This window comes from Gordonia sp. X0973 (genome assembly GCF_013348785.1).
Lineage (GTDB): Bacteria > Actinomycetota > Actinomycetes > Mycobacteriales > Mycobacteriaceae > Gordonia.
On the sequence record NZ_CP054691.1, the window covers coordinates 2,568,028 to 2,593,457 of the forward strand.

The window sequence follows — 25,430 nt, forward strand, 5'->3', positions numbered from 1 at the left end:
GGCGGTACCTTAGCCCGCCCGCGCGGCCCGCGCTTCGTACGATGGCTGCCTGACGAGAGGAACCCCATGACGGTCTTCGAGGTCCCCGGCGCCGCGCTGTCCACCGAACTCAGCGACGAGGGCGGCCAGGCGGTGGTCCAGTTGCACGGCCTGACGTCGAGCCGGGCGCGGGACCGGGTCCTGGACCTGGACTTGGGGCGCGGACTGTCGGGCACGCGACTGTTGCGCTACGACGCCCGCGGCCACGGCCGGTCCACCGGCCGTGCCGTCGCCGAGGACTACCTGTGGCCGAACCTGGCCGACGACCTGTTGCGCCTGCTCGACCACCGGTTCGGGGGCGAGCGCGTCTACGGGGTGGGCACCTCGATGGGGTCGGGGACGTTGATGCATGCCGCCGTCCGCGAACCGGGGCGATTCGCCGGTCTCACCCTCCTGCTCCCCCCGACCGCGTGGGCGACCCGCGTCGCCCAGGCCCGGCAGTACCGGCTCAATGCGGCCCTCATCGAGACCGAGGGTGAGGGCGCCTTCCTCGCAGCCGGCCGCGACCAGCCCGAGCCTCCCGCGGCGGTCGGACATCCCGAGACCCTCCCCGAAGTCGCCGAGGCCAACCTCCCCTCGGTTTTCCGGGGAGCGGCTGGCAGCGATCTCCCGGACCCGACCGACCTGGCGCGCATCGACGTGCCGGTGCGACTCCTCGCGTGGGTCGACGACCCGTCGCATCCGCTGTCGACGGCACATACGTTGGCGGACGTCTTCCGACGCAGCACGCTGACCGTCGCCGAGACCCCCGAAGACGTCGCCGGGTGGCCGGCATTGCTCCACGAGGACGTGCTGCGCGTCGCGGGCGGCCGTTCCTAGATCTGGGTGCCTGGCATTTCGTTGTGAAGTTCTCAAAGGACGTGTGCGGGCCCATCGAAGCGGCGGGTCGCTAATGGGTGGTCGTGCCTGCCTAGCGGGTGGTCGAGTGGATCCGAGCCGCTGGGCGAGGAACCATATCGAGACCACGGCTAGGCGGCGAGGGTGAGTGTGTGGCTGCGTCGTTGGTGGCAGGGCATCCATTCCCTTCTCGTCGAGTCATGTTGGGGTGGGCGGAACCAGGGGTGACCGTCGGCGCCGATGGTGACTTCCCAGCCCTGGGCGTGGATGGAGGTGTGGTGATGCCGCGAACACAGCAACACCAGGTTCGCCAGCACTGTTGGGCCGCCATCGGCCCAGTGCTGGATGTGGTGGGCTTGGGTCCACGCCGCGGGTGTGCCGCAGCCAGGGAACTGACAGCCACGATCACGGGCGATCAGCGCTTTGCGCAGGGCACCGGTGGCGAAGCGGGCAGTCGGTTTCACATCGATCGGTATCCCATCGGCCATCACGATCGCGGTCAACTCGGGGTTGCCGCAACACAGTTCACGAGCCTGCGCGGTCGACACCGCCCCGGTGAACCCGAGGTGGGCGATCGTGGTGTGGGGGTCTCGATACGACTTCTCGGCTAGCGCCTCGAAGCCACTCGACCACCGTGGCTCGACCACCTGCGATGCTCGATCATCGTCGCAGCCCTGGGCCGCCGTCTTCCGCCCGTCGGGTGCGGCCGCGGTGGAGGCATCGACCACCATCACAGTCGGGCGTCTTGTGGCTGGTCGAGTGCCGGGTGAGGCGCTAGCCGAGCACGGTGTATCGAGACCCCCACCCGACGGTGCCGCTGACGACTGCGACGGATCACGACCGGATGGTAGGAGGGTGGGTAGGGGCACGGTGAGGGTGATGTGGGGCACCACCCCACCGGTCGTGGGCCGGTCCGGGTTGGCCAGATAGGTGTCGAGGACCTCGACCAGGGCATCAGCCAATCGTTGACCCCGGCTGCGGGGATCACCGTCGGGCAAATCCTTGTTCGGTGCCGACAACGCATCCAGGGCGGTGATCAGTTTCTCCCCGGACAGTTGGTCCAGATCCGCCTCCACCATCACCCGACCCTCACCGGTACGGGCAATCGTGGCGGTGTTGAGGAGCGGGTTGTCTGCCGGCGCGATCACGGGTGGATGAGCGGGAGCCAACTCGTGGGCGATCGTGCGGGCCTTGTCTGCTACTTGGGCGGGGGTGCCCCAGCGGGCTTCCTGCAGCAAGGCGGAACTGATCTGGTTCTTGTTCTCCGCGAAACCGTTCACATCCAGCCGTGAGGCGATGTGGCCGAGGCCTCGGATGACCGCGTCGGCATGCTCGAGGGAGAGGTCGCCGTCGCGGACTTCGCGGGCCAGATTCGGTAACGCGGCAAGGTTGTCGGCCAACCGGCCCAACCGGGCCACCGCACAGGGTGCCAGCGGGAGTTGGCCCAGCAGGTCGCGGCCGGTCTTGAGTTTCTGGCGGGCCGGGACCCCGATGGTGTGGGCCCGATCAGCAGCGGCGGCCATCAGATAGTTCCCGATCGCCACCATGCGGAATCCGGCGGTCATGATCGCCGTCAACTTGTCGTCATCGACGACCGCCTCGGCTGAGGCCAACACGTACCCCACCCCGGCCCCGGTTTCGGCCGCCGTGGGTGTCAGGTCATCGGCCAGCATCGACACGAACCGGTCGAGTTCTGTGGTGTCCATCCGATCCCCCGATCAACGTGTTGTGGTCCATTTGTCGTATGTGTGTACGTACTAATTCGGGTGTGTTGATTGATCTGGTTTCACCCTACGCCCGGGGTCTGACATGCCGGAATATGGTTTTGGCCTACGTGATCACGCATTGTGACCTGTTGGCGAGGTCGTCTCACCGGGTCTCGATACGGTTCCTCGGCTAGCGCCTCGGATCCACTCGACCACCCGCGCGGCCCACCCGACCACCCACTGGGCCCACTCGACCACCCACCGGCGTCGACCGCCCGGAACTATCGCGCGTAGTGGCGCAGGACGTCTACCGCCGACCTGCCATACCCGCCGCCGAAGAGGATGGCGTGGACCAGCAGTGGCGGGAGTTGGTACCAGCGGAGCCTCTCCCGCCATCCATCGGCGAGGGGAAACTCCTCGTCGTATGCGGTGAAACACTTGCGACCGAAACCGCCGAAGAGCGTCATCATCGCCAGGTCGATCTCTCGGCTCGCCCAGTGCGCCGCCGGGTCGATGAGCCAACTGCGCCCGCCCACCCCGACCATCCGATTGCCGGCCCACAAATCACCGTGGACCAACGACGGTGGCTCGGGCGGACCGCACAGCTCGTCGGCGCGGGGCGCCAACCGCTCGATCAGCCCACGTGCCTCACCTGAAACGACGCCGAGCGCTATTCCACGCTCGATCAACGGAATCACCCGACGGTGCACGAAGAACTCGGCCCAGTCGTCGGTCGGCTTCAGGTCCACCTCCACCGATCCGAGGTATCCGGCCAGCGCACCGTCGAGAGAACCGAAGCGGTCGCCCACGGTCCGGTGCAACCGCGCGAGGCCGATCCCGAAATCGCTCTCCGTCGACGGCGACGGGGCACCGCTCTCGATCCATTCGAGCACCAGCCCGACACCCGTCTCCCGCAGCACCTCCGGCACGCCCAAATCGCCACGATGCGCGTATAGCGCCCGCAGTCCCGCCGCTTCTCGTGCAAACAGGTCGGGCGTGCTCTCGGGCCGCCACTTGAGGAACAGCGGACCGTCGGCGGTCTCGAGTCGATACGCCCGCGCGATGTCACCGCCGGACACCGGATACGCGGCGCGGACTCCGAAGCCCTCGATCAACTCGTGGGGCAGGTCGTCGGCGCTCACCTCGACGCCTCCCCCGAGGCTCCCCGCACGGCCCGAACGCGGTCGCGCACCGACGGCAGCCGATCCATCTCGTCGGAGGTGGCGAGACTGTCCCCGACAGTCACCAGGGCGAGGAGTCGAACCCGACCACCGGTCCGTGCCGCGGCCTCCAACTTGTGATGCCCGTCGAGCAGAAAGTGCGTCAACCCCCAATGTGCGTAGCAATCAGTGTCCTCACCCGTCGTCGCGGGCATGCAGATGTCCAAGGTCGACAACGCGACAGCGGTCGGCGTCGCACCACCGTCGATCAGCTCCTCGTAGTGCCGCACCCGGTCGCGGTCGTTCCAGGCCGGCGGCACCATCGGCACGACGAACTCGTAGAGGTGCGCCTCGTCGTCGACGGCGGTCTCGAACGTCCGGTAGTAGAAGCTGCGCGGGTTCTCCGGCAGCCCCCAGAACCTGTCGACACCCCACGTCTGGACTTGCTCATGCGTGAAGTAGTCCCGATCATCGTGCGGCGCAACGAGTTCGGGAGTCACCTCGAGCAGCAGCGGTAGGTAGTCACCGGCCGGCAACAGCGGTGCGAAGGTCTCCAGAACAGCATCGTCGACGCCGTGCAGCGCACCTTCCAATCGGGTCAGCGGCTCACGATCACCGCCGGGCTTCTCGTTGGCCCCGGGTTGCCGTTCGAACAGGAATGGACAGCTGGTGCACCAGAGCGACAGGTCGAATGCGGGTGCGTCCGAGAGGAACAGACAGCGGCGGTAAGAATCCGCGCCCGGTGAACCGAAGTGGAGACGGGCCTGCTCCACCGGAACGCCGAGTCGGCGTCGAGGATGAGCGGAGACGAGCACTCGTCGATCCTAGATCCGCTGCGGCGACCCTATGCGGTTCCGACGTCGGCCTGGATCTCCCGGATGGCCTCCGCCAGTACGCCGGAAGTCAACAGTCCGGGTCCCAGCGGGCCGGAAGAATCCTCGCCGAGCGCCGGCAGTCTGCCCAGCGCGGCACGCGCATGATCGTCGAGATGCCTTAGCTGCCAACGGATCTCGTCGGACATCGCCCCGGGCCGCGCACCGGCGGCCAGTGACGCGGCATTGGCCGCATAGGCGGCGGCGCCCAGCGCGTGGGCTCCCATGTGCGCCACTCCGGAGGCCTGTCCCGCGGCGCGCGCGGCGGCCGCTCCGGCCTTGGTCGTCGCCGCTTTCGCAGCTCTGCCGACGACGAATCGCAGCTTGATCTGCTCGCCCGCGGTCGTCTGTCCGTCTGCATACGCCCTGGTCCGCGCGATGCCGTCGCGCACCACCTCGCGCGCGGCCCCATCGCCGTCGAAAAGCGCGAGCACGTGCTCGGCGCAGTCCGCCGCCCAGCGCGCGACGGCACGCCGATCGTCGTCGCTCATCGTCTGCGCCGAAACCACCACCCGATCCTGCCACGCCCCGTGCCGAATCCTTCAAGACCGCCGATGGACGTCATGCTCGAATGGAGATCATGGGTATCCAACGCATCGCGCCGATCCTGACGGTCGACGACCTGCCCACCGCCATCGCCGAGCACTCGGCCGTCTTGGGCCTGCACACGGTGATGGACATCGGCTGGGTCGCGTTCCTCGCCGACGACGACGGCAGGCAGATCGGACTGATGACCGTCGACCAGACCGCGCCGGTCAACCCGGACGTCTCCGTGTTCGTCGACGACGTGACGGCTGCGCGTCGGGCCGCCGTCGCGGCCGGGCTGGAGATCGTGCACCCGCTATCCGACGAGGAGTGGGGCGTGCGGCGCTTCTTCTACCGCGACTCGTCGGGACGGGTCGTCAACGTCGGAACCCACCGCTGAGACGACCGCTCACTCAGCAGCACGACAACACGGCGCGCAACGCTTCGAGATTCACCGACTCGGCGCGATAGACGATGTTGACGCCGCGCCGCTCGGAACTGACCAACCCGGCGTTGCGCAGCTGATTGAGGTGATGAGACACCGTCCCCGCGGAGACCCCGACCTTCGCAGCCAAGTCGCTGGCGCACATCTCACCGTCGGCAGCGCTGACGAGTAGCGCGACCAGTTGGATCCGCACCGGGTCGGCCAAGGCTTTGAGGCGCAGGGCAAGTTCGACGGCATCGCCATCACTCACCGGTCCGGCCGCGATCGGCGCGCAGCAGATCGGCGCGCGGACGTCGACGATGGGCAGCGGCTTGGGCATGGCTCCACCATACAAGATTCCTTTGACATTCATCAAAATATGCGATAGAACTCGACCGCCGACATATTTCGACAAATATCAAAGTCAATGGAGGTTTCCATGGTCACCAACCAACCCGTCGAGGATCGGTCCAACACCTGTTGCTGCTCGGACGCCGGACAAGCAACGGTTGTCGACGGCGCATCCTCGACGCGGATCGTCGTCGAGGGACCCGCGACGATCGAGATCACACCGGCGTCTGGCTCGTCGTGCTGCTCGACGAACACGACCGCCCCCGTCGCCCAAGCCTGCTGCTGATCCCACCCGCGGAGCCGGCCACCCGACCTCGGCGAACCGGCTCCGCGGTGGCAGACTTCCGATATGCCCGCGACGCCGACCCTGCTGGTCAAGTACGCCGAAGCCGGTGACTGCTACCTGACTTGGCGATGGATCGGTCCCGACGGCCCGGATGATTTCGCCGGCGTCGCCCGGATCGACCGGGCGGAGATGTCAGCGGTCCGTACCGCCCTGGCCGAGGCGGTACCGGATCAGTTGCCCGGCGAATCGATCGCCGACGGCATCGACCGCGCCCTGCTGCGCGGACCGTTCTCGCATCCCGAGGCCACCGAGGAATTCCTGCGGCGTCTGCGCACCACCTTGATCCCCGACGATCTGCGGGCACTCCTGCGCGACGGCCCCACCCGACCGGTGCTGCGCATCCAGCCGAGCGAGTCGCTGACCCGGGTGCCGTGGGAGATCCTGCTCGACGACCTCGCCGACGTGGTCGGGTCCGCCCCGGCCAGCGCGGGGACCGCCCACGTCGAGATCCCCGCCCTGTCGGACGGCCCACTGCTCGCGGTCATCGATCCGCGCATCCCCGGACAGTCGGCCTCCTCGGCGCTCGGCTCGGTCCTCGGCCGCCCGACGTCGCGCTCGCCGTTGGCCCGCCTGCTCGACGACGAGCCCGACTTGCGCCCCGCCGCGTCGACCTACGCCGACCTCGCCAGGCGCACCGATCTCGACCGCGCCTGGCTGCACCAGAACCTGCCCGGCACGTCGCGCTTCCTCTACGTCGGACACGTCACCGCCGCCTCGTCCGACGACGAGAGCGTCGACGCGGCGCTCCATCTCTGCGACGTCGACGACGACGGTGCGCATCGTGGGCTGCGCGCCGTCGACCTGCTCACCGGCGGCTTCCGGTTTCCGCCGCGGACGGCCGTGATCGGCTGCAACTCCGGGGCCGACCTCGCCCATCCCGACGGCATGGGCCTGTCGGTCGCCGCGTTGGCATCGGGCGCGCAGCTCGTCACCGCCACCCGGTGGGCGGTGCCGACCGATCACGCCCTCGCCCGCGCCGGGGACCTCGCGGATCGTCATCCGCTGGAGGACCTCGTGCTCGCGGTCGCCGCCGCGCATCGCGACGCCGATCCCCTGCGCTCGCTGGCGAAATGGCGGCGCGAGTGCCGGGCGCGATGGAATGCCGACGCGCATCCGGCCGACAATCCGCTGCTCTGGGCGGCGATCACCAGCACCGCTTGAATGCTCAACAAAACCGTGCGGCCCACGGGCACCGTGCGTTTCCCATTTGTGATCGGTAGAGGCGACCGCACCCTACCTTTGGTCCAGCGGCCCAACCGGGCAGCTCGCAACGACCAAGATCACCTCAGGAGCCAGCCATGCGCAAGAACCAGATCCTCATCGCCAGTACCGCGGCACTCGCCCTCATCGGGGGCCTCGGAGCCTGTTCGTCCAGCACGTCCACCAACGGCGTCAAATCCGGCGGGGAGGCGTCGGTCACCCTCGACGGCAAGCCGATGGACCTCGGATCGAAGACCGTCGCCTGCACGGAGACCAACGGCAAGACCGTCATCGCGATCGGCGACACCACCGCCGCCGGCGGCACCGCCGGTGTGGGTGCGACGCTAAGCGGTGGCGACAACCCGCAGGTCGAGACCGTGGGGCTCGGTGCGACCAACGGCCAGGCACTCGGTTGGGCCCGGGGCGTCCCGGGCGGCGACGCCAACGTCACCAAGGACGGCAAGAAGTACACGATCTCCGGGACCGTGACCGGCATCGACACCGCCAACCCGATGTCGCCGTCGAAGAAGTCCTTCGAGATCAAGGTCACCTGCCCCTGATCGGGCCGCCGGTCACCTACCAGGTGGTGACCGGCTCCCGGCCGTCGGCCAATCCGTACCGCTGCTCGGCGACGTCGAAGGCGTCGCCGAGCACGGTCGTATCCGCCGTCAGCAACAACGGCGGCGGCGCGCTGGCCAGCAGCGCTCCCCCGTCGCCCTCCGCCGACGGTGCCGCACCGCTGTCCGCATGGCCGGCATCGCCCGCCAACAACTCGACCAGACCGTCCGACCACGAATCGGCGCGAGCATCGACGACCGCGACTCCGGCACCGACCCCACCCGCCGTCGACGCGAAGGACGCCGATGCGCACCGCAACTCGACGAGCTGGGCGACGACGTCGGTAGCACCCAAGTCGAAGGCCAACGCGAGAGCCAACGACATCGCATCGGCACCCCGTTCCGCGGCGAATCGACGCCGTTCCGAATGCCGAGAGGAGGCGAAGGCGGCGTGATGCAGAAAGACCGCAGCGGCGAGAATCTCCGCCAATGCCGCGCGCAACCGCGGCTCGTCGGCGACGCCGGCCCGACGATGGAATTGGTCGACATACCTGGCGTGGGTCAGGTCGCACACCGCCGCCATCGACGGGCGGTTCTGAGCCAGCGCCACCTGCGCGGCCTCGCCCACCAGCTCGGCCGCCTGCCGGTGCAATCCACCCGCGACATCGGGATCGGCCTGGGCCAGCGCACAATCCTGTGCCGCACCGGAGGCCTGCACCAGCGCCGCGACCAACGTCATCGGCGACGCGTCGTTCCGTGCCTCCTCGACGACGCGCAGGTAGTGCTCGTGCGCGGCGGCCAAGTCGCGCGCGGCGAGTTCGAATCCCGCCGCCTTGGCCCCCTCCGATCGATGATGTGATTCCAGGAATCCCTCATGCGCCCGCACCGTCTCCGCGTACTCGCCGAACAGTTCGGCCGCGCGCTCGACGTCCTTGCGGCCCATCGCGATGTAGCCGCGCAGATGCGCGAGGGCCGCCTCGGTCTGGACGTCGCCGATGACGCCCTCCGCCCGGTCGGCGACCCGCTGCGCCTCGTCGTAATCCCCGACGCGCGCATGGGATTGGGCGAGATTGAGCAGCGCGACGCCGAGCACCTCCGGACAGTGTTTCGCACATTCGTCGACGGCCTCGCGCGCGACATCCAATGCGCGCGCCCACTGCTCGCGCTCGACGGCGATCGCCGCCACCGAGCACAGCGTCATCGCCCGGTTGCGCCCGGCGTCGGCGGTATTCGACGCCAGCTCCAGCGCGAAGATCACGTCCGCGTCGGCTGCGTCGATGTCGTCCATCGCCTGCAGGACCTGACAGCGGTTGAGGCGCACTCCCCATTCCTGCTCGTCGAGCCTGCGCTGGTCGGCCTCCCCCTCGTCGATCTCGCGCGCGGCCGCGATCAGCTCCACACAGCGGTCGAGATGGGCCAGGGCCTGCGCCGCATCGCCGGAGTTCAGGCTCACCACGTGATCGATGTTGGCGACGCGCATCTGGGCGTCGATCCGCGACCGCGAGTCGGCCACGACATCGGCCACCGCGCGCGCCCTTTCCAACGTCGTCGCGAACGCCGGGTCGCCGGCCTGCAGTTGGCCCGCCAACTCCTCGATGAGCCGGCGCACCTCCAACGCGTCATCGTCGAGTTGAACCATCCGTACACGGTAAGTTCTCTGCGACGGTCCTGCACAGGCCCCGGAAGGAGCACGAACACCGTGACCGCTCCCCGTCCTCGAACCGCGGTGATCGACGCGGCGTGGCGAAGCGCCGTCGCCGAGGCGATCCGCGAGGGCGACGACGCGCTCACGGTGATGTGCGGACGCGACGGCGGGCCGCTGGCGCGCACGGTCAAGTGCCTGATCGACCCGTTGGTCCTGCGCCTGCGCGCCAACCCGGAGCTGGGCCAACCGCTGCTCGACGAGGAGACCGCCGGTCGCGTCGCCGAACTCGTCACGCGGGCCGTGCCGACCATCGCCGACGCGGCGCGCTGGTTCCTCGAGCTCAAGGCCCGACGACGCGCGGCCGGGATCACCGACGGCAACATCCAGGAGCAGTACTTCCCCCGCGCCTACGAGCTGGCGGTCGCGCACGGCCGACCCGGCGGCGATGCCGCGGCCGTTGCCGCCGACACCCTCGCACAGATCCACGGACCGAGCAGCGGAAGGTCGGTCGACGACCTCGACGCCTTCCTCGACGAGCATCTGGCCGAACTCGACGCGGCCCTGCACGAGGTGTGGGCCGACGCGCCGCGTGCCGGCGAGATCGACGCGGGCGCGATCGCCGAGGCGCTGGCCGGGCTGCTGGGCAACACCACCGCAGACGCGGACCGCCGGTGGGCGTTCATCGCGGGTCCGTCGGCGGCCCCAACCATCGGCCTCGCCCTCTTCGAACCCGGAACCCCGATTGCCGACCTCCTCGCCGCCTGCGGCGTGATCCTCGACGACGATCAGTCACCGCCCACACTCTCAGCGTCGGCCCCCGCCGCACGGCCGGCTATGCGCGGCCGGGACGGCGACGCTCCGCTCGACCGACCGATCTCCGGTCGCGTCACGGCGACACTGCGCCGCACCCGCGATCGGGAAGGCCTGCCCGACCTCGCCGATCTGGTCGACGACGAGATCGTCCGGTCGCGACTGCCCTGGGCGCTGCACGGGTCGGTGTGGCAGGCCGCCATGCTCGTCGGCGTCGTCGTCGCGGCGCAGTTGTACCCGCTGGCCCCGCGCCCCGTCCCGCATGCGTTCGCCCAAGCACTGTCGGGGCGACTCGCCGCACAGGCCCACATCCTCTACCACCGGCGCTTCCTGCTGGCCGGCGATTCCTCCGGCGATCTGCTCGTCGCGGATCTGCGGGAGTTCTGGCGACCCTATGTCGGGCGTCTCTGGGTTCGGCTCCACGGCCGCTCCGTTGCCGAACCCTTCACGCCGACAACGGCTTTCGACGCCGCGGCCCTGCTCGACCTGCTCACCGGGATCGGCCGGTCGGTCAGCTACGACCAGCGCTCGCGTATCCGCGCGGCCATCGAGAAGGCGGGCCGATGAGGATTTCGCGCACACCTCCGAACTCGGCCTGGCCACCGGCGGACTCGCCACCCTGGACGTCGTCGGTTCTCGAGGTGTCGGGCGGCGCGCTGCGCTGGGAGCTACTCGAGCCGTCGGCGCCGCCGCGTCTACTCCTGTGGGCACCGGAGGAGGCCGGATGGCTGTGGCGCATCGTCGGCGAAACCGGGCACGTCGAGGTCGCGACGACGGAGACCGCCGAGGTCACGATCACCGCCCCCGCCGAACTGGATCTCCTCCGACGACTCGCCTGGGGGCATTGGCTGCGGCGCTGGTGGCCGGCGAGCAGCATCGACGCGATCGACGAATTGCCGTCGACCGTGCTGGACGTCGAGGTCGCGCTGCTCACCGTCGACGCCGAAGGCTACTTCGACGACGACGGTTTCGACGGTGATCCGCACGCGGTGCTGGCGGCACACGACGAGGCGACGATCGACGCGCTGGCGACGCACGCTGATCCTCGGGTGCGGGAGTTGCGCCAACGCTGGTTCGAGCTGCGGGCCAGCGAGGCGACAGACGACCTGGGCGTCCCGTCCGGCTCGGTCGACGACTATGCACTCGCCGCCGGGGCCGCTGCGTCCGGCGACACCACCTCGGGCATCGCCCACGGCCGCGGCTCGTTGCCGTGGGAGGCCGCGCCCGCCCACGTCTTCGACGCGGCGGAGGACACCGTCCGGTGGACGATCGACGCAGCGCCCAATGCCGTCGCCGAGATCGAGGTGGCCCTGCTGCCGGGACGCACGGCGACTCCCCTGCGCGTCGGGCTCTCCCTACCGGATCCGCCTCTCTCGGTCCACGCCGAACTCACTCCGGACGGTCGCGCGCAGATCCCCCTACCGCTCACCGCGGCACAGGCGTGGGCGGCGGACTGGTCGTCGTTGACGTGCACGGTCGGCGGTGTCGACGGGCGCACCGCGCGCGGACTTCGCGAACAGGTGCGCGGCATCGTCCGCCAGCGGATCAGCGGTGCCGACGGCGGGATTCCCCTGTTCGTCGCCGAACAACTGCTCGCCGACGCGGACTACTAGGCTCCGCTGGAATCACGTTCCGCCTTGAGCCCCACGCGGTATCCGTCGGGATCGGCGACGACGGCGAATCGCTGCCCCCACGGCATGTCGGCCGGCGGCTTGATGACCACGCCCCCGTCGGCGGCGATGGCGGCGACGAGCGCGTCGAGGCGTTCGGGGGAATCCACCTGGAGATCCATCTGGGCTCCGCCGGCGACCGGCTGCGGTGCCGACTCGTCCCACCAGTGCGCGAATCCGGTCGAGTGCAGCACGACGGTGATCCCGGTACCCACCGACACCCATGCCTCCGCGGGACCCGCGCCCATTCGGTTGCGGGGGATGAATTCGACGCCGAGCCGCTGGTAGAAGCGGTGGCTGCGGTCGAGGTCGGCGACGATCAGATTGAGCTGGACGACGACCGGGGTCACCGCAGCACGCCGACGATCAACAGAATCGTGGCGACGATCATGGCGGGCGCCAACGCCGCGAGCAGGACGTCGACGATGCGCTCCCGACCGCTGGACGCCACGTGATCGCCGGCCGCCCCTGGGGCGAACCGTCGGCCGGCACCCCATACCGCGGCGAGCTGCGTGGCCAGCCAATTCGCATAGGTGCCAAAGGCGAGGAGCACCACCGTGACCAGTTGCCACAGGTGGCTGAGGTGGATGTGGGGCCAGAGCAGTCCGACCACGATGAGGAAGGGGCCGTTGGTCATGCCCTGCAGGTGGCTGGCGACGCCCATCCGCGGGTTCTTGACGGCGGGGTTCGCCAGCCCGGTCAGAAGACCGAGTAGGAAGAGAACCAACCCTGCGACGAACAGGAACGTCTGCACCGGCTGATCCTACCGCCGCGACCGTGCGTCTCTCGGCGACTTCGCATATCCGCCGAGTGCCCGAGACTAGGGCGACCCGTCTGACGACCCGGCGGCACGCTCGTCCGCGGCGACGACTTCGATGGCGGCCCCGAAGACCAGGCGGGCGTGGAGTTCGAACAGCGCGACGAAGTCGACGGCATCACCGCCGATTTCGCGAGCGATGAACAATCCGTCTGCCCCGGCGATCGCGTACGTGGTGACGAGGTTGACACCTCGTTCGCTCAGCGTCGGATCGGCGTCGCGGATCAGCGCGGCGAATCTCTCGAACTCGAACTCCCGCGAATGCATGTAGATCTCGTGGCCCGAGGGACGCTGATCGGCGCCGAGTAGGGCCAGCTTCAGCCCGAGTCGTAGGAAGTCCGGGCTGCGGGTGAGCGCACTGGCCACGTGGCGGCCAATCTCCAAGGCGCGGTCCCGCGCCCGCGACTCGGGGAGGTCGATAGTGGCCGCCCAGCGCTCGTAACTCCGTCCGATCACGGCGGCGAGGAGTTCGTCCTTGTCGGCGAACTGCCAGTAGATCGACGTCGCCGAGACTCCGGCGCGCTTGCTGACGCGCGCGATGGTGGTGCCGTCGTATCCACACTCCGTGGCCACCTCGGTGGCGGCGTCGAGGATGCGATCACGGGGACTCTGGTCGGATCCACGGCGTCGCCGCGGGCGGCCTCCCGTCGGCGCAGGGGTGGACATCGGAGAATCGACCTCGCCTTTCGCGGTTGCTGAGACCTCATCAGCCTACTGGCCGCACGGTCGGCCAACCGGCGGGGATCAGCGGCCAGCCTCTTGTGCATTCCGTCCAGTCACTGTATGAATCACTACAGAAACTATATGTTTCACTACAGCCAGCTGAGAGGGCAACCACCATGAGCGACTCCGCAAACGACCCGAACCCCGTATTCCCCTCTGTGTCGCGACGGGGTTTTCTCGCGATGGCCGGCGTGGGTGCGGGCGCGTTGGCCGCAGGCGGCGCCCTGGCCGCGTGCGACACGAGCGCGGACAACGACAGCGCGGCGCACACGGGCACCCGACCGCGGTCGATGCCGCCGGCGTCGGACCGGCACAACATCGTGTTCGTCTTCACCGACCAAGAGCGCTACTTCGACAAATGGCCGTCGGGGATGTCGCTGCCCGGCCGCGAACGGTTGACCGACGAGGGCATCACCTTCCACAAGCACTACGGCCCGGCCGTCATGTGTACGAGTTCGCGCTCGGTCATGCTGACCGGCCTCCAAACCCCTGACACGAAGATGTTCGACAACGTCGACATGACCTACGTCGCGCCCATGAGCTACGACATCCCGACCGTCGGCGACATGTTGCGCAAGGGCGGCTACTACACGGCGTACAAGGGGAAGTGGCACCTCAACGCCGCCTTCGACGTCGAGAATCCCGAGCGGCTGTTCACCAAGGAGATGGACGCCTACGGGTTCTCCGATTTCGTCTGGCCCGGTGACGTCGTCGGACACACCCTCGGCGGCTACCGATACGACAACGTCATCGGCGGAACCGCGGTCTCGTGGCTGCGGAACAAGGGCCGGCCCCTGGCCGACGAGAAGAAGCCCTGGGCGCTGTTCGTCTCGCTGGTGAACCCGCATGACATCATGTACTTCAACACCGACGCTCCAGGCGAACACATCCAGGACAACGGGCGGCTGCTGATGAAGGCGGCTCCGGCGCCGGAGAACTCGATCTACGACAAGACGTGGGGCGCCCCCCTGCCCAGCAACCTGACCCAGCCCTTCGACGAGCCGGGTCGCCCGGCCGCCCACGGGGAGTTCGACCGGGCGTGGGGATACACCCTCGGGCGCATCCCGCCCGACGAGGCCCGGTGGCAGCGGTTCTCGGATTTCTACCTCAACAGCATCCGCACGGTGGACGCGCAGCTCGAGACCATCCAGAACGAGTTGGACAACCTGGGGCTCGCCGACAACACGATCGTCGTCTTCACCTCCGATCACGGAGAGATGGGTGGCGCCCACGGCCTGCGCGGCAAAGGGCCCTTCGCCTACGAGGAGTGCATCCACCTCCCCATGCACGTCCGCCATCCCGACATCAAGGGCGGACAGGACTACCGCGCCCTCACCAGCCACATCGACCTGGTGCCGTCGATCCTCTCGATGGCGGGCATCTCGTCGACCCACGCCGCCGAGTACGCGGGACGCGAGCTGCCCGGTCGCGACTTCACGCCGTCGATGCAGCAGCCCCGGAAAGCCGAGCTGCACAGCGTCCGGGACACGATTCTCTACACCTACAGCGGAATCGCCACGAACGACGCGGAGACGATTTCGGTCGTCTCCGACGCGAAAGCCGCGGGCAAGAACCCGAAGGAGGTGATCGCCGCGACCGGGTTCAAACCTGACCTCGCCAAGCGCGGGAGCCTGCGCACCGTGTTCGACGGCCGCTACAAGTTCACCCGGTACTTCGCGCCGACCCAGCGCAACCGGCCGCAGAACATCGACGACCTGTACCGCCACAACGACGTCGAGCTCTACGACTTGGAGAAGGACCCGCGCGAGATGACCAACCTCGGCGGACACAAGGGGCAAAACGATGCCCTGGTGATGGCGTCGAGTGCGAAGCTCGAGGCAGCCATCAAGCACGAGATCGGCGTCGACGACGGTCGGGAGATGCCGCACTTCGAGTCGATCGATTGGAACCTCGACCAGGTGGACCTCTGAGTATGTCGACCCGCCGAATAGGGTGGGGCGCATGCGCTCGACGTTCTCGGCCCCGGTGGACGATGTCCTGATCGTCTCGGCCACGGCGGCCGAAGCGGCACACGTGCCCGACGGCACCGCGCTACTGGTCACCGGACTCGGCAAGGTACGGTCGGCGACCGCACTGACCAGGCATCTCGCCGCCCACCCTGGACGCTATCGACGCGTGGTGAACATCGGCACCGCCGGTGCACTACACCTCCAGCACGCGGGTCTCTACGTCCCGTCGCGGGTCGTCGAGCACGATCTCTCGGCCGCCGAGCTCACCGCGCTCGGCTATCCGGTCCGGGACTCGTGGGAGATCCCCGACGGCGACGGCACTGTCCTGGCCACCGGCGACACCTTCGTCAACGACGAGGCCCAGCGGGAGCGGTTGTCGCAGCGGGCCGACCTCGTCGACATGGAGGGCGCTGCCCTGGTGCACGTCTGCGCCGAGTTCGGGCTACCCATCCGCCTGGTCAAGGTGGTCAGCGACTACGCCGACGATTCCGCGATGGACTGGCCCAGCGCGATCGACGCGGCCGCCCGCGATCTCGGAGACTGGCTCACCGCGACGAGATTCGGCGCGTAGCCGCCTCAGATACCGAGTGCGGCACGGCCCGCGGCGGTCATGCGGCCCGCCTCTTCGAGTTCGGCGGCGATGCGCCGGTTGCGTTCGGACGCCGTCCCGCGTGTTCGTCGGGGCGTGAAGCGTTGGAGGTAGGACTGCTCATCACACGCGTGGCGCGTGCTCTCGCTCCATCCGTAGGCAATGCCCTCGACGAGGAGATCGCGGAAGGTCACGCTCGGCCGCGTCGACGTCGCGCGCTGCAACCGGACCCAGACGCCGGGATGTGTGGCACCCACTTCGTTGAGCCATGCCCGTAGTCGGTCCACGTCCTCGAATGAAACGACCTCCAGACCCTGATGCACTTCACTCATGGGTCAATCATCCCGAAGTCGACCCCGGTGCGACGGTACTCATGCCGCGGGCCAGGCGTGCCCGTTCCAGTTGGCGAGGCGCTCGGTCGGGCCGGCACCCTCGCGCGGTTCCACGACAGGGCCGAACGGCACCCCCTCCATGCCGCGGATCTCCGCGGGAAGAGCGGCATGCACTGCGGCAAGGGCGCCCTCCACGATCGCGGGTTCGGTGAACTCGGCCGGTTGTCCGGTGGCGACCGCGAGATCCCAGCCGTGCACCAGGGTCTCGTTGACATACATGCCGAGCGCGGCGAAGCCTGGGACGACACCCCACGGCACGGTGACCTGGCGGTCGAGCGGCGCCTGGGCCCACGCGGCGAGGGCGCGCTCGCGCGTATCGCCGTAGGCGGCGGCGCTGAAGTCGTCGACGAGGAAGGGCTGCCCCTCGACGGTGGCGACCTCGGCGAGCGCGACGGCCCGCACGCCGACGGCGCCCAGGTGTTGCGCGAGGGCGCGCACGTCGAACTCGTCACACGGGGTGGGGAGGCTCAACTGCTCCTCGGTGATGTTTGCCAGGAGGGACTGAGCCCAGGCGGAAGCGGCGGCGTAGGCGGGACGGGGATCAATGGCTGTTTCGGTCATGGAAGTGATTCAACCGGCCAAAGATGACACCTTCTGTCATCTTTTTCTGGGAGTCTGGATTCATGCGCGCCGACCGACTCCTCTCCGTCCTCATGCTGCTGCGACACCGTGGCACGATGACGGCCGCGCAGCTCGCCACGGAGCTCGAAGTCTCGCCGCGCACCGTGCTCCGCGACGTCGAGTCGCTGTCCACCGCGGGCGTACCCGTGTACACCGACCGTGGGCGCGGTGGCGGCATCAGCCTGCTGCCGGGCTACCGTACGGACCTGACGGGACTCACCCTCGACGAGACCAAGGCGCTCCTGGCCGGTGCCCCCGACTCGCCGGCCTTCGCCAGCGCCATGCGCAAGGTCGTGGCGGCGGTGCCGGACGCGCACCGTCTCGAAGCGGCCGCCGCCGCCCAGCGGATCCACGTGCGCCCCGACGGGTTCGCCAGGGCCGCCGTCCCCGAACCCTTCCTGGGCGAGTTGCAGCGGGCGGTGATCGACGGGCTGCGGGTGCGGGCGGTGTACTCCGCGCGCGGCGCCGGACCCGCGGAACGACTGCTGGACCCGGTGGGGCTCGTGCACGCCGGGCAGGCGTGGTACCTCATGGCGCTGCGCGACGGCGAGCGACGTACCTACCGGACGTCGCGATTCGCGTCCGTCACCGTGCTTTCCGAACCTGCGCAGCGCCCCGTTGACGTGGACCTGGCGGCCGAGTTCGACGCCTCCCGCGAATCCTTCCGGGACACCCTCCCGACGATCGAGGTGCGCGTGCGCGCAGCACCCCGGGTCTGGGAGAAACTCGCGATGTTCGGCAGGGTGCTCGCACCTCCGGGACCCGACGGTGCCGGCACCATCAGCTTTGCGGATCGCGAGCACGCGGTCTGGGCGCTGTGGGCGGCACTCCCCAACGTGGAGGTCATCGATTCGCCGTCGATCCGAGATGCCTTGCGGGCCAGGATGCTCGCCGCGGTCGCCGCACTCGACATGGACGTTGAATCGGAACCCCACGGCATTCCGTAGCCGATCAACGTGTGATCATCCCACCGTCCGAATCGCGTAGGCGCGTTCGATCCCGACGGTCACCCGCCCCCAGTCGCTCTCGGCAACGCGGCGTTGGTGCGCGTCAAACGCAGTCTCGTCGGCGAAGCGTTCGTCGACCTGCCAAACCAGCGGATCGTCGGTCTGGAGCACCGAGAACTCAAGGCACCCGGGTTCGGCACGAGTCAGTTCGATATGGCGTGGCAGCTGTTCCTGAACCACGGCCACCTGCTCGTCGTCGGCGCAGATGCGCACACCGCTCAGCACGATCTCCGTCACGGGGTAACGATCGGAGCGATCGCGGACATATGATCTTGGAGGGCTCGACGCTGGACCCGCAATTCGTAGTGCGACTGCAAGTTCATCCAGAACTCATCCGAGGTTCCGAAGTACCGCGCGAGACGGATCGCGGGTGTCGGCCGTGATACCGCGCTTGCCGTGCACAATCTCGTTGATCCGACGCGGCGGCACGCCGATAGACACGGCCAGCTTGTTCTGGGTGATCCCGAAGCCCTTGATGAAGTCCTCCATCAGGATCTCCCCCGGATGGATCGGCTCGATCCGATCGTTCTCAGTGATAGTCGACGAGTTCGCCGTTGACGTGCGCGCCAACGATCGCCGTCGCGGCAGTCACGGTCTGTTTGTCAGGACTCTTCACCCGCGCACCGAAGGTCCTACTCGTGTTCTTCGGAACACAACCAAGCAGAGTGATCTCCCTAAGCTCTGCTACACCGTGCATGACCTCCCAGGTACGGGTTCGTTCGTGAACCTCGGTCCATCCTGACGAGCCCGTCGTTACCATACGTTCTTCGAAGGTGCCGATCAGCGATAGCGATAGCCTCCTTTGGCGTCGTATCGGAGGACTCCCGGGACCTTCTCGGCGGGCTCATCCGGCAACCACCACAGACCAGCCGATTCACCGGCTTCATCGAGGCTCAACGGGTCAGTTGTAGCCATGTCGGCGCTCCTCGGTCCAGGTCTCACACAAGGGTCCGGATCCTCCTGCCGCGCCCGACGACCTTCCTAACGATCGTGATCCGCCCAGCGGACTCGAGGCGCTTGAACAGCGTCTCGTTCGAGGAGCCCGCGGGGAGGTCGAACTCAACCTCTGGCCCCGCCGCCAGCTTGTCGTACGGCTGACCGAGGGACGCGAGGACGTCCGAGAGGTCGCCCGCGGGAATGTCCTTGGCGTGGGTCAGCTGGCGCAAGACCACCTCCGGATCTCGCGTCACACGAGCAATTCGGCGGACCACGTCGAAGGGCAGCCAGATCTGGTTGTCGAGCGCGAACCGACCGGCGGCGCGGAGCGCGCGCCGGTCGTCACCAGGCACGTACTCGTCGAGGTGCTCCAGGACGCGCCGCCGCAACGCGACGGGAGTCCGTCGGCTCTCCAGGAACTCGCCCACGAACCCTGTCACGAGCGCGGGGGCCATGAACTCCGAGATCCTCGCCGACACCGCGAACGCCTCGGCGACCGACTTCCAGCCGCCCGCCACGAAATGGGAAAAGGTCTCCGCCGTGTCCGGCAACAGCTTGGCCTCCAGCGCCCAGGCGAGAAGGCCATCTGAGCTCGGCGTCACGTCGGTCACCTCGATCTCGGAGTCGAGACGCAGTTGCTCGACGAGCCGGACCCGGGCATCCGGCTTGAGGTGAGCCGAAGCGTTGAGCAGCCGGACAGCAAGAGCGTTCCTATCCGCTTCCTCGGTCATGTCGACCTCCTGCAGCTCCAGCGGGTCGCCCCCATCGCCGGCAAGCAGGCCGGACAGCCCTTCGTCGATCCCGTGGGCCTCGACGTAGGCGAAGATGTTCGCCACGGTCGGGACCATGAGGCACGCATCGACGACGGCTGGCCAGGTCGACCGCGGAACGTCCCCGACGTTCTCGATCGCGGACGTGTCTGCGCTTCGATCGAGAACCTCCCGGATAGTCTCCTCCGTCCACACATCGTGCTGCTCGTTGAGGATCCCGATCAGCGCACCCTCCGTGAGGACGATCGGCTGATCCGGCAGGGCCGCGTCCATGGTGGAGACGTAGTCCGAGATGCGCGTTCGACAGAACTCCCACACGCTGCCGTTCGTGCGCACCGCATCGAGAGTCGGCTCGGTTTCGATCCCGAGCGCCACTCGCAGGTTCTTCACGTTGACTGCGTACATCCGTGCACCTACGACCCGATCCCGCAGCAGGGCGTTGAGAGTGCTCAGCTCTTCAACGACGAGTCCTACTGCCTCAAGGAACTCGAAGACCCGAACCGTCCGCTCGGGGTCATGGTCCTCTCTAACCGCGGTCAGAAGCGGATAGCTGGACCCGATCAGGGGTCGCGCCGCTTCCCCGATCTCGTAGGAATCGACGTGCCGTGCGCTCAGCAGCGCGGTGTCGAACAGCCTGATGCGCGTCGCGTGGTCAGAGATCCCGGGGTGACTCGCAAGGTACTCGAAAGTTTCTCGCCACGGATGCCGAGCCAACTGTCGGACGAGGGCCTCCCGCGGAGCGTCCGGAGCATTAAGGAAGGCGTCGATGAATGTCCGAACATTCGCGTCGTCGTGCGTGACCATGTAGGCCACGAGCTTCTCCGCCTCGTCCGGTCGCTCGTCGAGCAGGTAGGAGGCGACGCGGATGTTCAGAGCGCTCACGCTGCTCGTGAAGTCTGCCGGGACCTGCTCGAGGAGATTGCTCATCGCGTTCTCGGAGGTGAACTCGTAGTCGAGGTACATCTCGTTCGGCTGGACCGCGTGATTGTAGAAGAACGCGACGTCGACCCCGACGAAGCTCCCGTAGAAGATCGCCGAGTACTCCGCGTAGTTGCGCGTGATGAAGCCCCGCCGGACGAGATCGCGCGCCAGCTCCGACTCGAGCACCTCGTCAATCCGCTCGTCGAACCGGATGCGCCCCTTTGGCACGCGCTCGTAGCGGGCCAACCCGTCGAAGTCGGCTCCGCGCAAGGTCGAGATGTCGCTGTCGTACTGGCGGGTCAGCCTCGCGAGCTCGGCAGGATCGGGGGGAAGCCACTCCGCGGCGTTCGTGATCTCGGGGAAGACCCGCCCGAGACGTTCCTGGTCGAGCACCAGAGGGCTCGAGTTGTGCCTCTGGGTGATGGCAAAGGACTTCTCCTTGGCGACCAGTTCCCAGAACTCCACGGTGTCGACCGCGTCAAAGGCGAAGCTCTGTCCGTCCACCGTGACCGAGACGTAGGGCCACCCGTTCGCGGGCGGGAACATGTCCTTGACGTCTCGGAGCCGGCGTCCCAGCTCGGGGGCAGTGCGTTCCCGGCGCTCGCGCTGCTCCTCGGTCCGTTGCCTCTCGCGCCGCTGGTCCTGCAGACCTGAGATGAGGGCCCGGACCTCGTCGCGGTGGAGGCGCTCGAACTCGTCGAGCGTGCTCGTGCGCTGCGAGATGGCCTCGAAGTCGGCGAGGTGAAAGTTCTTGTAGGCCACGAGGGCGAAGAGGTGATCGGGAGTCATGCCGGGCGCGGGGTTCTCCGCCCACAGCAGGTGCTCCGCGAACACCGCGAACTCGTTGCAGATGTTGATCATGAGCCGCATGTCGGTCGTGTGCCGTGCGATCAGGTCGAGGAGCGGCCGCGACACGAGGCCATCCTCGAAGCCGAGCGACACGAGCGCCCCGGCAAGGTGGTCGCGCGCGTTGCGGTGCGAGATGAAAGGGACGATCGGGATGACCATCTCGAAGAACTTGGTCCGGTTGGCCCGCTGGACCGCTGCGGCCGCGACGTCGAGCCGGGGCGTTGCGCCGGCCGCGTCGGGCTCGGGGTCCGCTCCGAGCTGCTCGAACAGGCTGTCCTTGATCGCGTAGATGAACCGCAGAGGCTGCGTCTTGTCCCGCCAGCCCACCGATGCGTTAACAAGCGTGTTGAGCTCGCGGAGGGAGTCGAAAATCTGAGGGTCGTCGAACCTGTCGAGGTCCTCGAAGATCACGAACGCAGGCTCCACCGCGTCGAAGAACGCGACGATCTCGTCGAGGAAGCTGTCGAAGTAAGTGGTCGGTCCCTCACCGAGCGCGATCTTCGTACCTGCCGTCGTGACCTCGGAGACGATCCTGTCCCCGATGATCCAGCGGACGGCCCATGCCGCGAGCAGAACCAGACCAAAGAACAGTGCCGCCAGTCCGACGCGGGCGGTGGCGTCCGCGCCAGCGCCGGGCCAGTCCGCCATCGGGCGCACGCCGAGTAGCCACAGGATGCCCAAGCCGACGGCGCTCGCCCCTAGCGCCTGGACGAACGCCCTGGTCTTCGTCAGCGGCTTCGGACGAGCGAACCTCGAGCGGCGGATCTTGCCGGGCTCAAGCCGATAGACGAGTTGCTTGACGAGTTCCTTCTGGATCCGGTTCGTCAGATCCTCGTCATCTTCGTCAGGACCGAGCGTGTTGATACTGATCCGGACGGTCGACTTCGGGTGCTTCTTCTCGAAGGCGTCGAGGACGCTGGACTTGCCGGCCCCGTAGCGGCCCGTGAGGGCGATGTTGCGGGTCTTCTTCTCTAGCACGGCCTCTTCGAGGTGCCGTAGATAGACACCGTGCTGTGCCTCGTCGAACTCGGGCCCGAGCGAGCGGAGCGTGACATGGCGCTCCTCGTTCTCCAGCTGCCCTGGATCCTCATCGACCACGGCATCCCCTTCTCGAAAGCCTCTGGCAACTCCGCGATCGCTATGGATGGTGAGCGCCCTTCACGTGACCGCGAGGGGCGCGTAGAACGTGCCTACTTCTTACCGCTCCCAGACGTTCCTCCGTGCCGGAACTCGACCACGTCCCCATCCTTCATGACGTAGTCCTTCCCCTCCATGCGGACCTTGCCGGCGGCTTTGGCGTCGGCCATGGAGCCGGCCGAATCGAGGTCCTCGAAGGAGACGACCTCGGCCTTGATGAAGCCCTTCTCGAAGTCGGTGTGGATCACGCCGGCCGCCTTGGGCGCGGTGTCGCCCTGGTGGATCGTCCAGGCGCGCGACTCCTTGGGGCCGGCCGTCAGATACGTCTGCAAGCCCAGGGTGTGGAAGCCGGCCCGCGCCAACGACCGCAGGCCCGGCTCGTCCTGCCCGATGGAATCGAGCAGTTCCTGGGCGTCTTCCTCGTCGAGCTCGAGCAGCTCGCTCTCCACCTTGGCGTCGAGGAACACCGCGTCGGCGGGGGCGATCGCGGCCAGCAACTCGGCACGACGGGCCTCGTCGGTCAGGACGCCCTCGTCGGCGTTGAACACGTACAGGAACGGCTTGGCCGTCATCAGGTGCAGCTCGCGCACCGAGGCCAGGTCGAAGGAGTCCTTCGCCGCGAACAGCGTCTTGCCGTCGTTGAGGATCTCCTGCGCCTGCTGCGCGGCGGCCAGCGTCTCGGCCAGGTCCTTGTTCTTGCGCGCGTCCTTCTCCAAGCGCGGGATCGCCTTCTCCAGCGTCTGCAAATCGGCGAGGATCAGCTCGGTTTCGATCACCCCGATGTCGGCCAGCGGGTCGACGCGACCGTCGACGTGCACCACGTCGTCGTCGGCGAAGACGCGCACCACCTGGCAGATCGCGTCGGCCTCACGGATATTGGCGAGGAACTGGTTGCCCATCCCCTCGCCCTCCGACGCGCCCTTGACGATGCCGGCGATGTCGACGAAGGACACCGTGGCGGGCAGGATGCGCTCGGAGCCGAAGATCTCGGCGAGGCGTTGCAGACGCGGATCGGGCAGTTCCACCACCCCGATATTCGGCTCGATCGTGGCGAACGGGTAGTTCGCGGCGAGCACGTCGTTGCGCGTCAGCGCGTTGAACAGGGTGGACTTGCCGACGTTGGGCAGCCCGACGATTCCGAGGGTGAGACTCACGGGACGTCAGTCTATCCGGCGCCGTTTCGGAACAATCCGGGCGGATCGCGCGTTTACTGGGCAAATACCTATCGGGCAACGCGCCCTTCACCCCAGGAGACCGACATGGCTTACAACGAGGGCCCCTTCGGCATGGACCCGGACGACTTCGATCGCTTCACCCGCGAGGCCGGCGACAGCCTCAAGGGCTTGTTCTCCAAGTTCCTCGAGAACCAGGGATCGTCCTTCTCGTCGGCCTTCAGCACCGCGACGCGCAGCCCGCGACGCGAACCGGAGACCGCCGGCGAGGCCGGCAACGGCGTGTGGGCGATCATCGCGCGCGACGGCGAGTCCGCTCGCGTCGAGCAGGTCTTCCCCACCGAGATCGAGGCGCTGCGCGCGAACCAGCACAACACCGACGACCACCGTCGGGTCCGGTTCCTGCCGTACGGCATCGCGATCAGCGCGCTCGACGACTAGCGGCCCAGCACGTCCGCACCGCCGATCGGCCCGACGAACGGCAGCACGGTGGTGCAGTCCGCCGGTCGCGCCGTCGACGGATCGAGTGAGTTCAACACCTCGCGCACCGCGATCGGGTCCGCCGGCAGTTCGTAGTGTTCGGTGTAGTCGGTGGCGCATCGGTCCTGCAGGACGACCCGACGCACGTTGGGCCCGTACAGCAGGCCGGTCTGGAAGGGCGTGGCGATCTCGTCATACCTGCTGACGATGGTCGTGAACCTGATGTCCGGCGCGATGGCCGGGTCCGGGTTCAGTTCGCGTAGGAACGGCGCCCCAGGGTTGAACTGGCACGGTCCGCCGCACTGCTGCGCGAACCCCGGAACGTTCATCAGACCGGCGAGCGCGGTGGCCACCCCGCTGAGCGTCGACCCGTGGAACGGCGCGGCCAGGGCGACGTAGTGGTCGACCTTGGGCAGTCCGCCCAGGTGACCGAGGTAGTAGAACGGAATCGCCCCGCCCATCGAGTGACCGACCAGGTCGACCTTGCCCGCCCCCGTCGCGGCCCGCACCCGGTCGATGAAGCGCGCGATCTGGTGCGCGCTCACCTGAGCGGTGGTCACCGCCCCCACCGGCCCCATTCCGCCACGACCGTAGGTCGTGCTGAACACGCAGTACCCGGCGCGCGAGAGCACCGGCGACATGGTGTTCCAGGTGATGGTGTCGTTGCTCAGCCCGTGCAGGAGGACGACGGGGTTCCGATGTTTCGCCGTGGGCCGACAGTGCCAGTCGTTGGCTCCGGGCGGTGCCGTGTCCGGCCCGCCGAGCTGAGCCGCGAGCCCGGACAGATAGCTGTAGCTCGGCGTCGCCGCCGCCTTTCCCGGCGCGGCCGCGCCGACGGCGCCCGTCACCATTGCCGCGACCGCCATCGCCACACCGAATCCGCGTACAAGTCTCATCGTCTGCC

The 25,430-nt window shown here is 68.1% G+C and carries 26 protein-coding genes and 2 pseudogenes; 10 read left to right on the plus strand and 18 right to left on the minus strand.

Annotation, left to right across the window (positions count from 1 at the left end):
• The first annotated feature begins 66 nt into the window (after positions 1-66).
• Positions 67-858, plus strand: a complete 792-nt coding sequence (locus HUN08_RS12705; protein WP_124248674.1) for an alpha/beta fold hydrolase — start codon at positions 67-69, stop codon at positions 856-858.
• Between the two features lie 149 nt (positions 859-1,007).
• Here the strand turns inward: HUN08_RS12705 and HUN08_RS18415 are convergent, their stop codons facing one another.
• The 4 genes from HUN08_RS18415 to HUN08_RS12730 all read right to left on the minus strand — a co-directional run bounded on the left by HUN08_RS18415 (position 1,008) and on the right by HUN08_RS12730 (position 5,105).
• Positions 1,008-2,582: an HNH endonuclease signature motif containing protein gene (locus HUN08_RS18415; protein ID WP_301546722.1), complete on the minus strand. Its 1,575-nt coding sequence runs from the start codon at positions 2,580-2,582 to the stop codon at positions 1,008-1,010.
• A gap of 281 nt (positions 2,583-2,863) precedes the next feature.
• Positions 2,864-3,724: a fructosamine kinase family protein gene (locus HUN08_RS12720; RefSeq protein WP_124248673.1), complete on the minus strand. Its 861-nt coding sequence runs from the start codon at positions 3,722-3,724 to the stop codon at positions 2,864-2,866.
• Entirely contained in the window at positions 3,721-4,557 is an 837-nt protein-coding gene (locus HUN08_RS12725; RefSeq protein WP_124248672.1) for a hypothetical protein, read from the minus strand. The genes HUN08_RS12720 and HUN08_RS12725 overlap by 4 nt, the downstream gene beginning before the upstream one ends.
• Before the next feature lie 29 nt (positions 4,558-4,586).
• Entirely contained in the window at positions 4,587-5,105 is a 519-nt protein-coding gene (locus HUN08_RS12730) for a putative immunity protein (protein ID WP_124248671.1), read from the minus strand.
• Between the two features lie 89 nt (positions 5,106-5,194).
• On the opposite strand from HUN08_RS12730, the gene HUN08_RS12735 reads away from it, so the two are divergent.
• Positions 5,195-5,539: a VOC family protein gene (locus HUN08_RS12735; protein ID WP_124248670.1), complete on the plus strand. Its 345-nt coding sequence runs from the start codon at positions 5,195-5,197 to the stop codon at positions 5,537-5,539.
• Between the two features lie 13 nt (positions 5,540-5,552).
• Here the strand turns inward: HUN08_RS12735 and HUN08_RS12740 are convergent, their stop codons facing one another.
• Both HUN08_RS12740 and HUN08_RS12745 read right to left on the minus strand, forming a co-directional pair.
• Positions 5,553-5,903, minus strand: a complete 351-nt coding sequence (locus tag HUN08_RS12740) for an Rv2640c family ArsR-like transcriptional regulator (protein ID WP_124248669.1) — start codon at positions 5,901-5,903, stop codon at positions 5,553-5,555.
• A 32-nt stretch (positions 5,904-5,935) separates the two neighbouring features.
• Entirely contained in the window at positions 5,936-6,169 is a 234-nt protein-coding gene (locus HUN08_RS12745; protein WP_124248668.1) for a hypothetical protein, read from the minus strand.
• A gap of 94 nt (positions 6,170-6,263) precedes the next feature.
• Here HUN08_RS12745 and HUN08_RS12750 point away from each other — a divergent pair, with 94 nt between their 5' ends.
• The gene (locus tag HUN08_RS12750) at positions 6,264-7,421 is read left to right on the plus strand and encodes a CHAT domain-containing protein (RefSeq protein WP_124248667.1); all 1,158 of its coding nucleotides are present in this window, start codon (positions 6,264-6,266) and stop codon (positions 7,419-7,421) included.
• 137 nt (positions 7,422-7,558) lie between these two features.
• Positions 7,559-8,020: a lipoprotein LpqH gene (locus HUN08_RS12755; RefSeq protein WP_124248666.1), complete on the plus strand. Its 462-nt coding sequence runs from the start codon at positions 7,559-7,561 to the stop codon at positions 8,018-8,020.
• 16 nt (positions 8,021-8,036) lie between these two features.
• Here the strand turns inward: HUN08_RS12755 and HUN08_RS12760 are convergent, their stop codons facing one another.
• A complete protein-coding gene (locus HUN08_RS12760) occupies positions 8,037-9,656 on the minus strand; it encodes a hypothetical protein (RefSeq protein WP_124248665.1) in 1,620 nt (539 codons plus the stop codon).
• Positions 9,657-9,716: 60 nt separating this feature from the next.
• Between HUN08_RS12760 and HUN08_RS12765 the strand changes: the two genes are divergently transcribed.
• Both HUN08_RS12765 and HUN08_RS12770 read left to right on the plus strand, forming a co-directional pair.
• Positions 9,717-11,039, plus strand: coding sequence for a hypothetical protein (locus HUN08_RS12765; RefSeq protein WP_124248664.1), 1,323 nt, complete (start codon positions 9,717-9,719; stop codon positions 11,037-11,039).
• The gene (locus tag HUN08_RS12770) at positions 11,036-12,085 is read left to right on the plus strand and encodes a hypothetical protein (protein WP_301546723.1); all 1,050 of its coding nucleotides are present in this window, start codon (positions 11,036-11,038) and stop codon (positions 12,083-12,085) included. Before HUN08_RS12765 ends, HUN08_RS12770 begins: the two co-directional genes overlap by 4 nt.
• Here HUN08_RS12770 and HUN08_RS12775 read toward each other — a convergent pair.
• The 3 genes from HUN08_RS12775 to HUN08_RS12785 all read right to left on the minus strand — a co-directional run bounded on the left by HUN08_RS12775 (position 12,082) and on the right by HUN08_RS12785 (position 13,625).
• Positions 12,082-12,492 (minus strand): VOC family protein, encoded by a 411-nt coding sequence (locus tag HUN08_RS12775; RefSeq protein WP_124248663.1) that lies wholly within the window; start codon positions 12,490-12,492, stop codon positions 12,082-12,084. The two genes, HUN08_RS12770 and HUN08_RS12775, sit on opposite strands and share 4 nt — an antisense overlap.
• A complete protein-coding gene (locus tag HUN08_RS12780) occupies positions 12,489-12,896 on the minus strand; it encodes a hydrogenase (RefSeq protein WP_124248662.1) in 408 nt (135 codons plus the stop codon). Before HUN08_RS12780 ends, HUN08_RS12775 begins: the two co-directional genes overlap by 4 nt.
• A gap of 66 nt (positions 12,897-12,962) precedes the next feature.
• On the minus strand, positions 12,963-13,625 hold the full coding sequence (locus tag HUN08_RS12785) for a TetR/AcrR family transcriptional regulator (RefSeq protein WP_124248661.1): 663 nt from the start codon (positions 13,623-13,625) through the stop codon (positions 12,963-12,965).
• A 173-nt stretch (positions 13,626-13,798) separates the two neighbouring features.
• Here HUN08_RS12785 and HUN08_RS12790 point away from each other — a divergent pair, with 173 nt between their 5' ends.
• Together HUN08_RS12790 and HUN08_RS12795 are read left to right on the plus strand one after the other, a co-directional pair.
• Positions 13,799-15,613 (plus strand): sulfatase-like hydrolase/transferase, encoded by a 1,815-nt coding sequence (locus tag HUN08_RS12790; protein ID WP_301546724.1) that lies wholly within the window; start codon positions 13,799-13,801, stop codon positions 15,611-15,613.
• Between the two features lie 31 nt (positions 15,614-15,644).
• On the plus strand, positions 15,645-16,223 hold the full coding sequence (locus HUN08_RS12795; protein WP_124248660.1) for a nucleosidase: 579 nt from the start codon (positions 15,645-15,647) through the stop codon (positions 16,221-16,223).
• A gap of 5 nt (positions 16,224-16,228) precedes the next feature.
• On the opposite strand, the gene HUN08_RS12800 is transcribed toward HUN08_RS12795, so the two are convergent.
• Together HUN08_RS12800 and HUN08_RS12805 are read right to left on the minus strand one after the other, a co-directional pair.
• On the minus strand, positions 16,229-16,573 hold the full coding sequence (locus HUN08_RS12800; RefSeq protein ID WP_124248659.1) for a YdeI family protein: 345 nt from the start codon (positions 16,571-16,573) through the stop codon (positions 16,229-16,231).
• 39 nt (positions 16,574-16,612) lie between these two features.
• Positions 16,613-17,194, minus strand: a complete 582-nt coding sequence (locus HUN08_RS12805) for a TIGR03086 family metal-binding protein (RefSeq protein ID WP_124248658.1) — start codon at positions 17,192-17,194, stop codon at positions 16,613-16,615.
• A gap of 62 nt (positions 17,195-17,256) precedes the next feature.
• Here HUN08_RS12805 and HUN08_RS12810 point away from each other — a divergent pair, with 62 nt between their 5' ends.
• On the plus strand, positions 17,257-18,201 hold the full coding sequence (locus tag HUN08_RS12810; protein WP_124248657.1) for a YafY family protein: 945 nt from the start codon (positions 17,257-17,259) through the stop codon (positions 18,199-18,201).
• A 15-nt stretch (positions 18,202-18,216) separates the two neighbouring features.
• Here HUN08_RS12810 and HUN08_RS12815 read toward each other — a convergent pair whose 3' ends face one another.
• The 5 genes and pseudogenes from HUN08_RS12815 to ychF all read right to left on the minus strand — a co-directional run bounded on the left by HUN08_RS12815 (position 18,217) and on the right by ychF (position 24,028).
• A complete protein-coding gene (locus HUN08_RS12815) occupies positions 18,217-18,498 on the minus strand; it encodes a putative quinol monooxygenase (protein WP_165353510.1) in 282 nt (93 codons plus the stop codon).
• Positions 18,495-18,750: pseudogene (locus HUN08_RS12820) on the minus strand (HigA family addiction module antitoxin). The gene HUN08_RS12815 and the pseudogene HUN08_RS12820 overlap by 4 nt, the downstream one beginning before the upstream one ends.
• A 40-nt stretch (positions 18,751-18,790) precedes the next feature.
• Positions 18,791-19,176 (minus strand): annotated as a pseudogene (locus HUN08_RS18565) (hypothetical protein).
• 23 nt (positions 19,177-19,199) lie between these two features.
• Positions 19,200-22,835: a hypothetical protein gene (locus HUN08_RS12830; protein WP_124248656.1), complete on the minus strand. Its 3,636-nt coding sequence runs from the start codon at positions 22,833-22,835 to the stop codon at positions 19,200-19,202.
• A gap of 92 nt (positions 22,836-22,927) precedes the next feature.
• The gene (ychF, locus tag HUN08_RS12835) at positions 22,928-24,028 is read right to left on the minus strand and encodes a redox-regulated ATPase YchF (protein ID WP_124248655.1); all 1,101 of its coding nucleotides are present in this window, start codon (positions 24,026-24,028) and stop codon (positions 22,928-22,930) included.
• Between the two features lie 105 nt (positions 24,029-24,133).
• Here ychF and HUN08_RS12840 point away from each other — a divergent pair, with 105 nt between their 5' ends.
• The gene (locus HUN08_RS12840; RefSeq protein WP_124248654.1) at positions 24,134-24,487 is read left to right on the plus strand and encodes a hypothetical protein; all 354 of its coding nucleotides are present in this window, start codon (positions 24,134-24,136) and stop codon (positions 24,485-24,487) included.
• On the opposite strand, the gene HUN08_RS12845 is transcribed toward HUN08_RS12840, so the two are convergent.
• Positions 24,484-25,422 carry a triacylglycerol lipase gene (locus HUN08_RS12845; protein ID WP_124248653.1) on the minus strand — a complete coding sequence of 313 codons (939 nt, stop codon included), beginning with the start codon at positions 25,420-25,422 and terminating at the stop codon, positions 24,484-24,486. The two genes, HUN08_RS12840 and HUN08_RS12845, sit on opposite strands and share 4 nt — an antisense overlap.
• Positions 25,423-25,430: the final 8 nt, after the last annotated feature.

Bases quoted from the DNA above. Each gene is read 5' to 3' on its own strand.
- HUN08_RS12805 (WP_124248658.1), bottom strand. From the start codon at position 17,194: ATGACCGAAACAGCCATTGATCCCCGTCCCGCCTACGCCGCCGCTTCC.
- HUN08_RS12790 (WP_301546724.1), top strand. From the start codon at position 13,799: ATGAGCGACTCCGCAAACGACCCGAACCCCGTATTCCCCTCTGTGTCG.
- HUN08_RS18415 (WP_301546722.1), bottom strand. From the start codon at position 2,582: ATGGACACCACAGAACTCGACCGGTTCGTGTCGATGCTGGCCGATGAC.
- HUN08_RS12800 (WP_124248659.1), bottom strand. From the start codon at position 16,573: ATGAGTGAAGTGCATCAGGGTCTGGAGGTCGTTTCATTCGAGGACGTG.
- HUN08_RS12760 (WP_124248665.1), bottom strand. From the start codon at position 9,656: ATGGTTCAACTCGACGATGACGCGTTGGAGGTGCGCCGGCTCATCGAG.
- HUN08_RS12735 (WP_124248670.1), top strand. From the start codon at position 5,195: ATGGGTATCCAACGCATCGCGCCGATCCTGACGGTCGACGACCTGCCC.
- HUN08_RS12705 (WP_124248674.1), top strand. From the start codon at position 67: ATGACGGTCTTCGAGGTCCCCGGCGCCGCGCTGTCCACCGAACTCAGC.
- HUN08_RS12785 (WP_124248661.1), bottom strand. From the start codon at position 13,625: ATGTCCACCCCTGCGCCGACGGGAGGCCGCCCGCGGCGACGCCGTGGA.
- HUN08_RS12845 (WP_124248653.1), bottom strand. From the start codon at position 25,422: ATGAGACTTGTACGCGGATTCGGTGTGGCGATGGCGGTCGCGGCAATG.
- HUN08_RS12740 (WP_124248669.1), bottom strand. From the start codon at position 5,903: ATGCCCAAGCCGCTGCCCATCGTCGACGTCCGCGCGCCGATCTGCTGC.
- HUN08_RS12810 (WP_124248657.1), top strand. From the start codon at position 17,257: ATGCGCGCCGACCGACTCCTCTCCGTCCTCATGCTGCTGCGACACCGT.
- HUN08_RS12750 (WP_124248667.1), top strand. From the start codon at position 6,264: ATGCCCGCGACGCCGACCCTGCTGGTCAAGTACGCCGAAGCCGGTGAC.
- HUN08_RS12730 (WP_124248671.1), bottom strand. From the start codon at position 5,105: ATGAGCGACGACGATCGGCGTGCCGTCGCGCGCTGGGCGGCGGACTGC.
- HUN08_RS12755 (WP_124248666.1), top strand. From the start codon at position 7,559: ATGCGCAAGAACCAGATCCTCATCGCCAGTACCGCGGCACTCGCCCTC.
- HUN08_RS12770 (WP_301546723.1), top strand. From the start codon at position 11,036: ATGAGGATTTCGCGCACACCTCCGAACTCGGCCTGGCCACCGGCGGAC.
- HUN08_RS12795 (WP_124248660.1), top strand. From the start codon at position 15,645: ATGCGCTCGACGTTCTCGGCCCCGGTGGACGATGTCCTGATCGTCTCG.
- HUN08_RS12840 (WP_124248654.1), top strand. From the start codon at position 24,134: ATGGCTTACAACGAGGGCCCCTTCGGCATGGACCCGGACGACTTCGAT.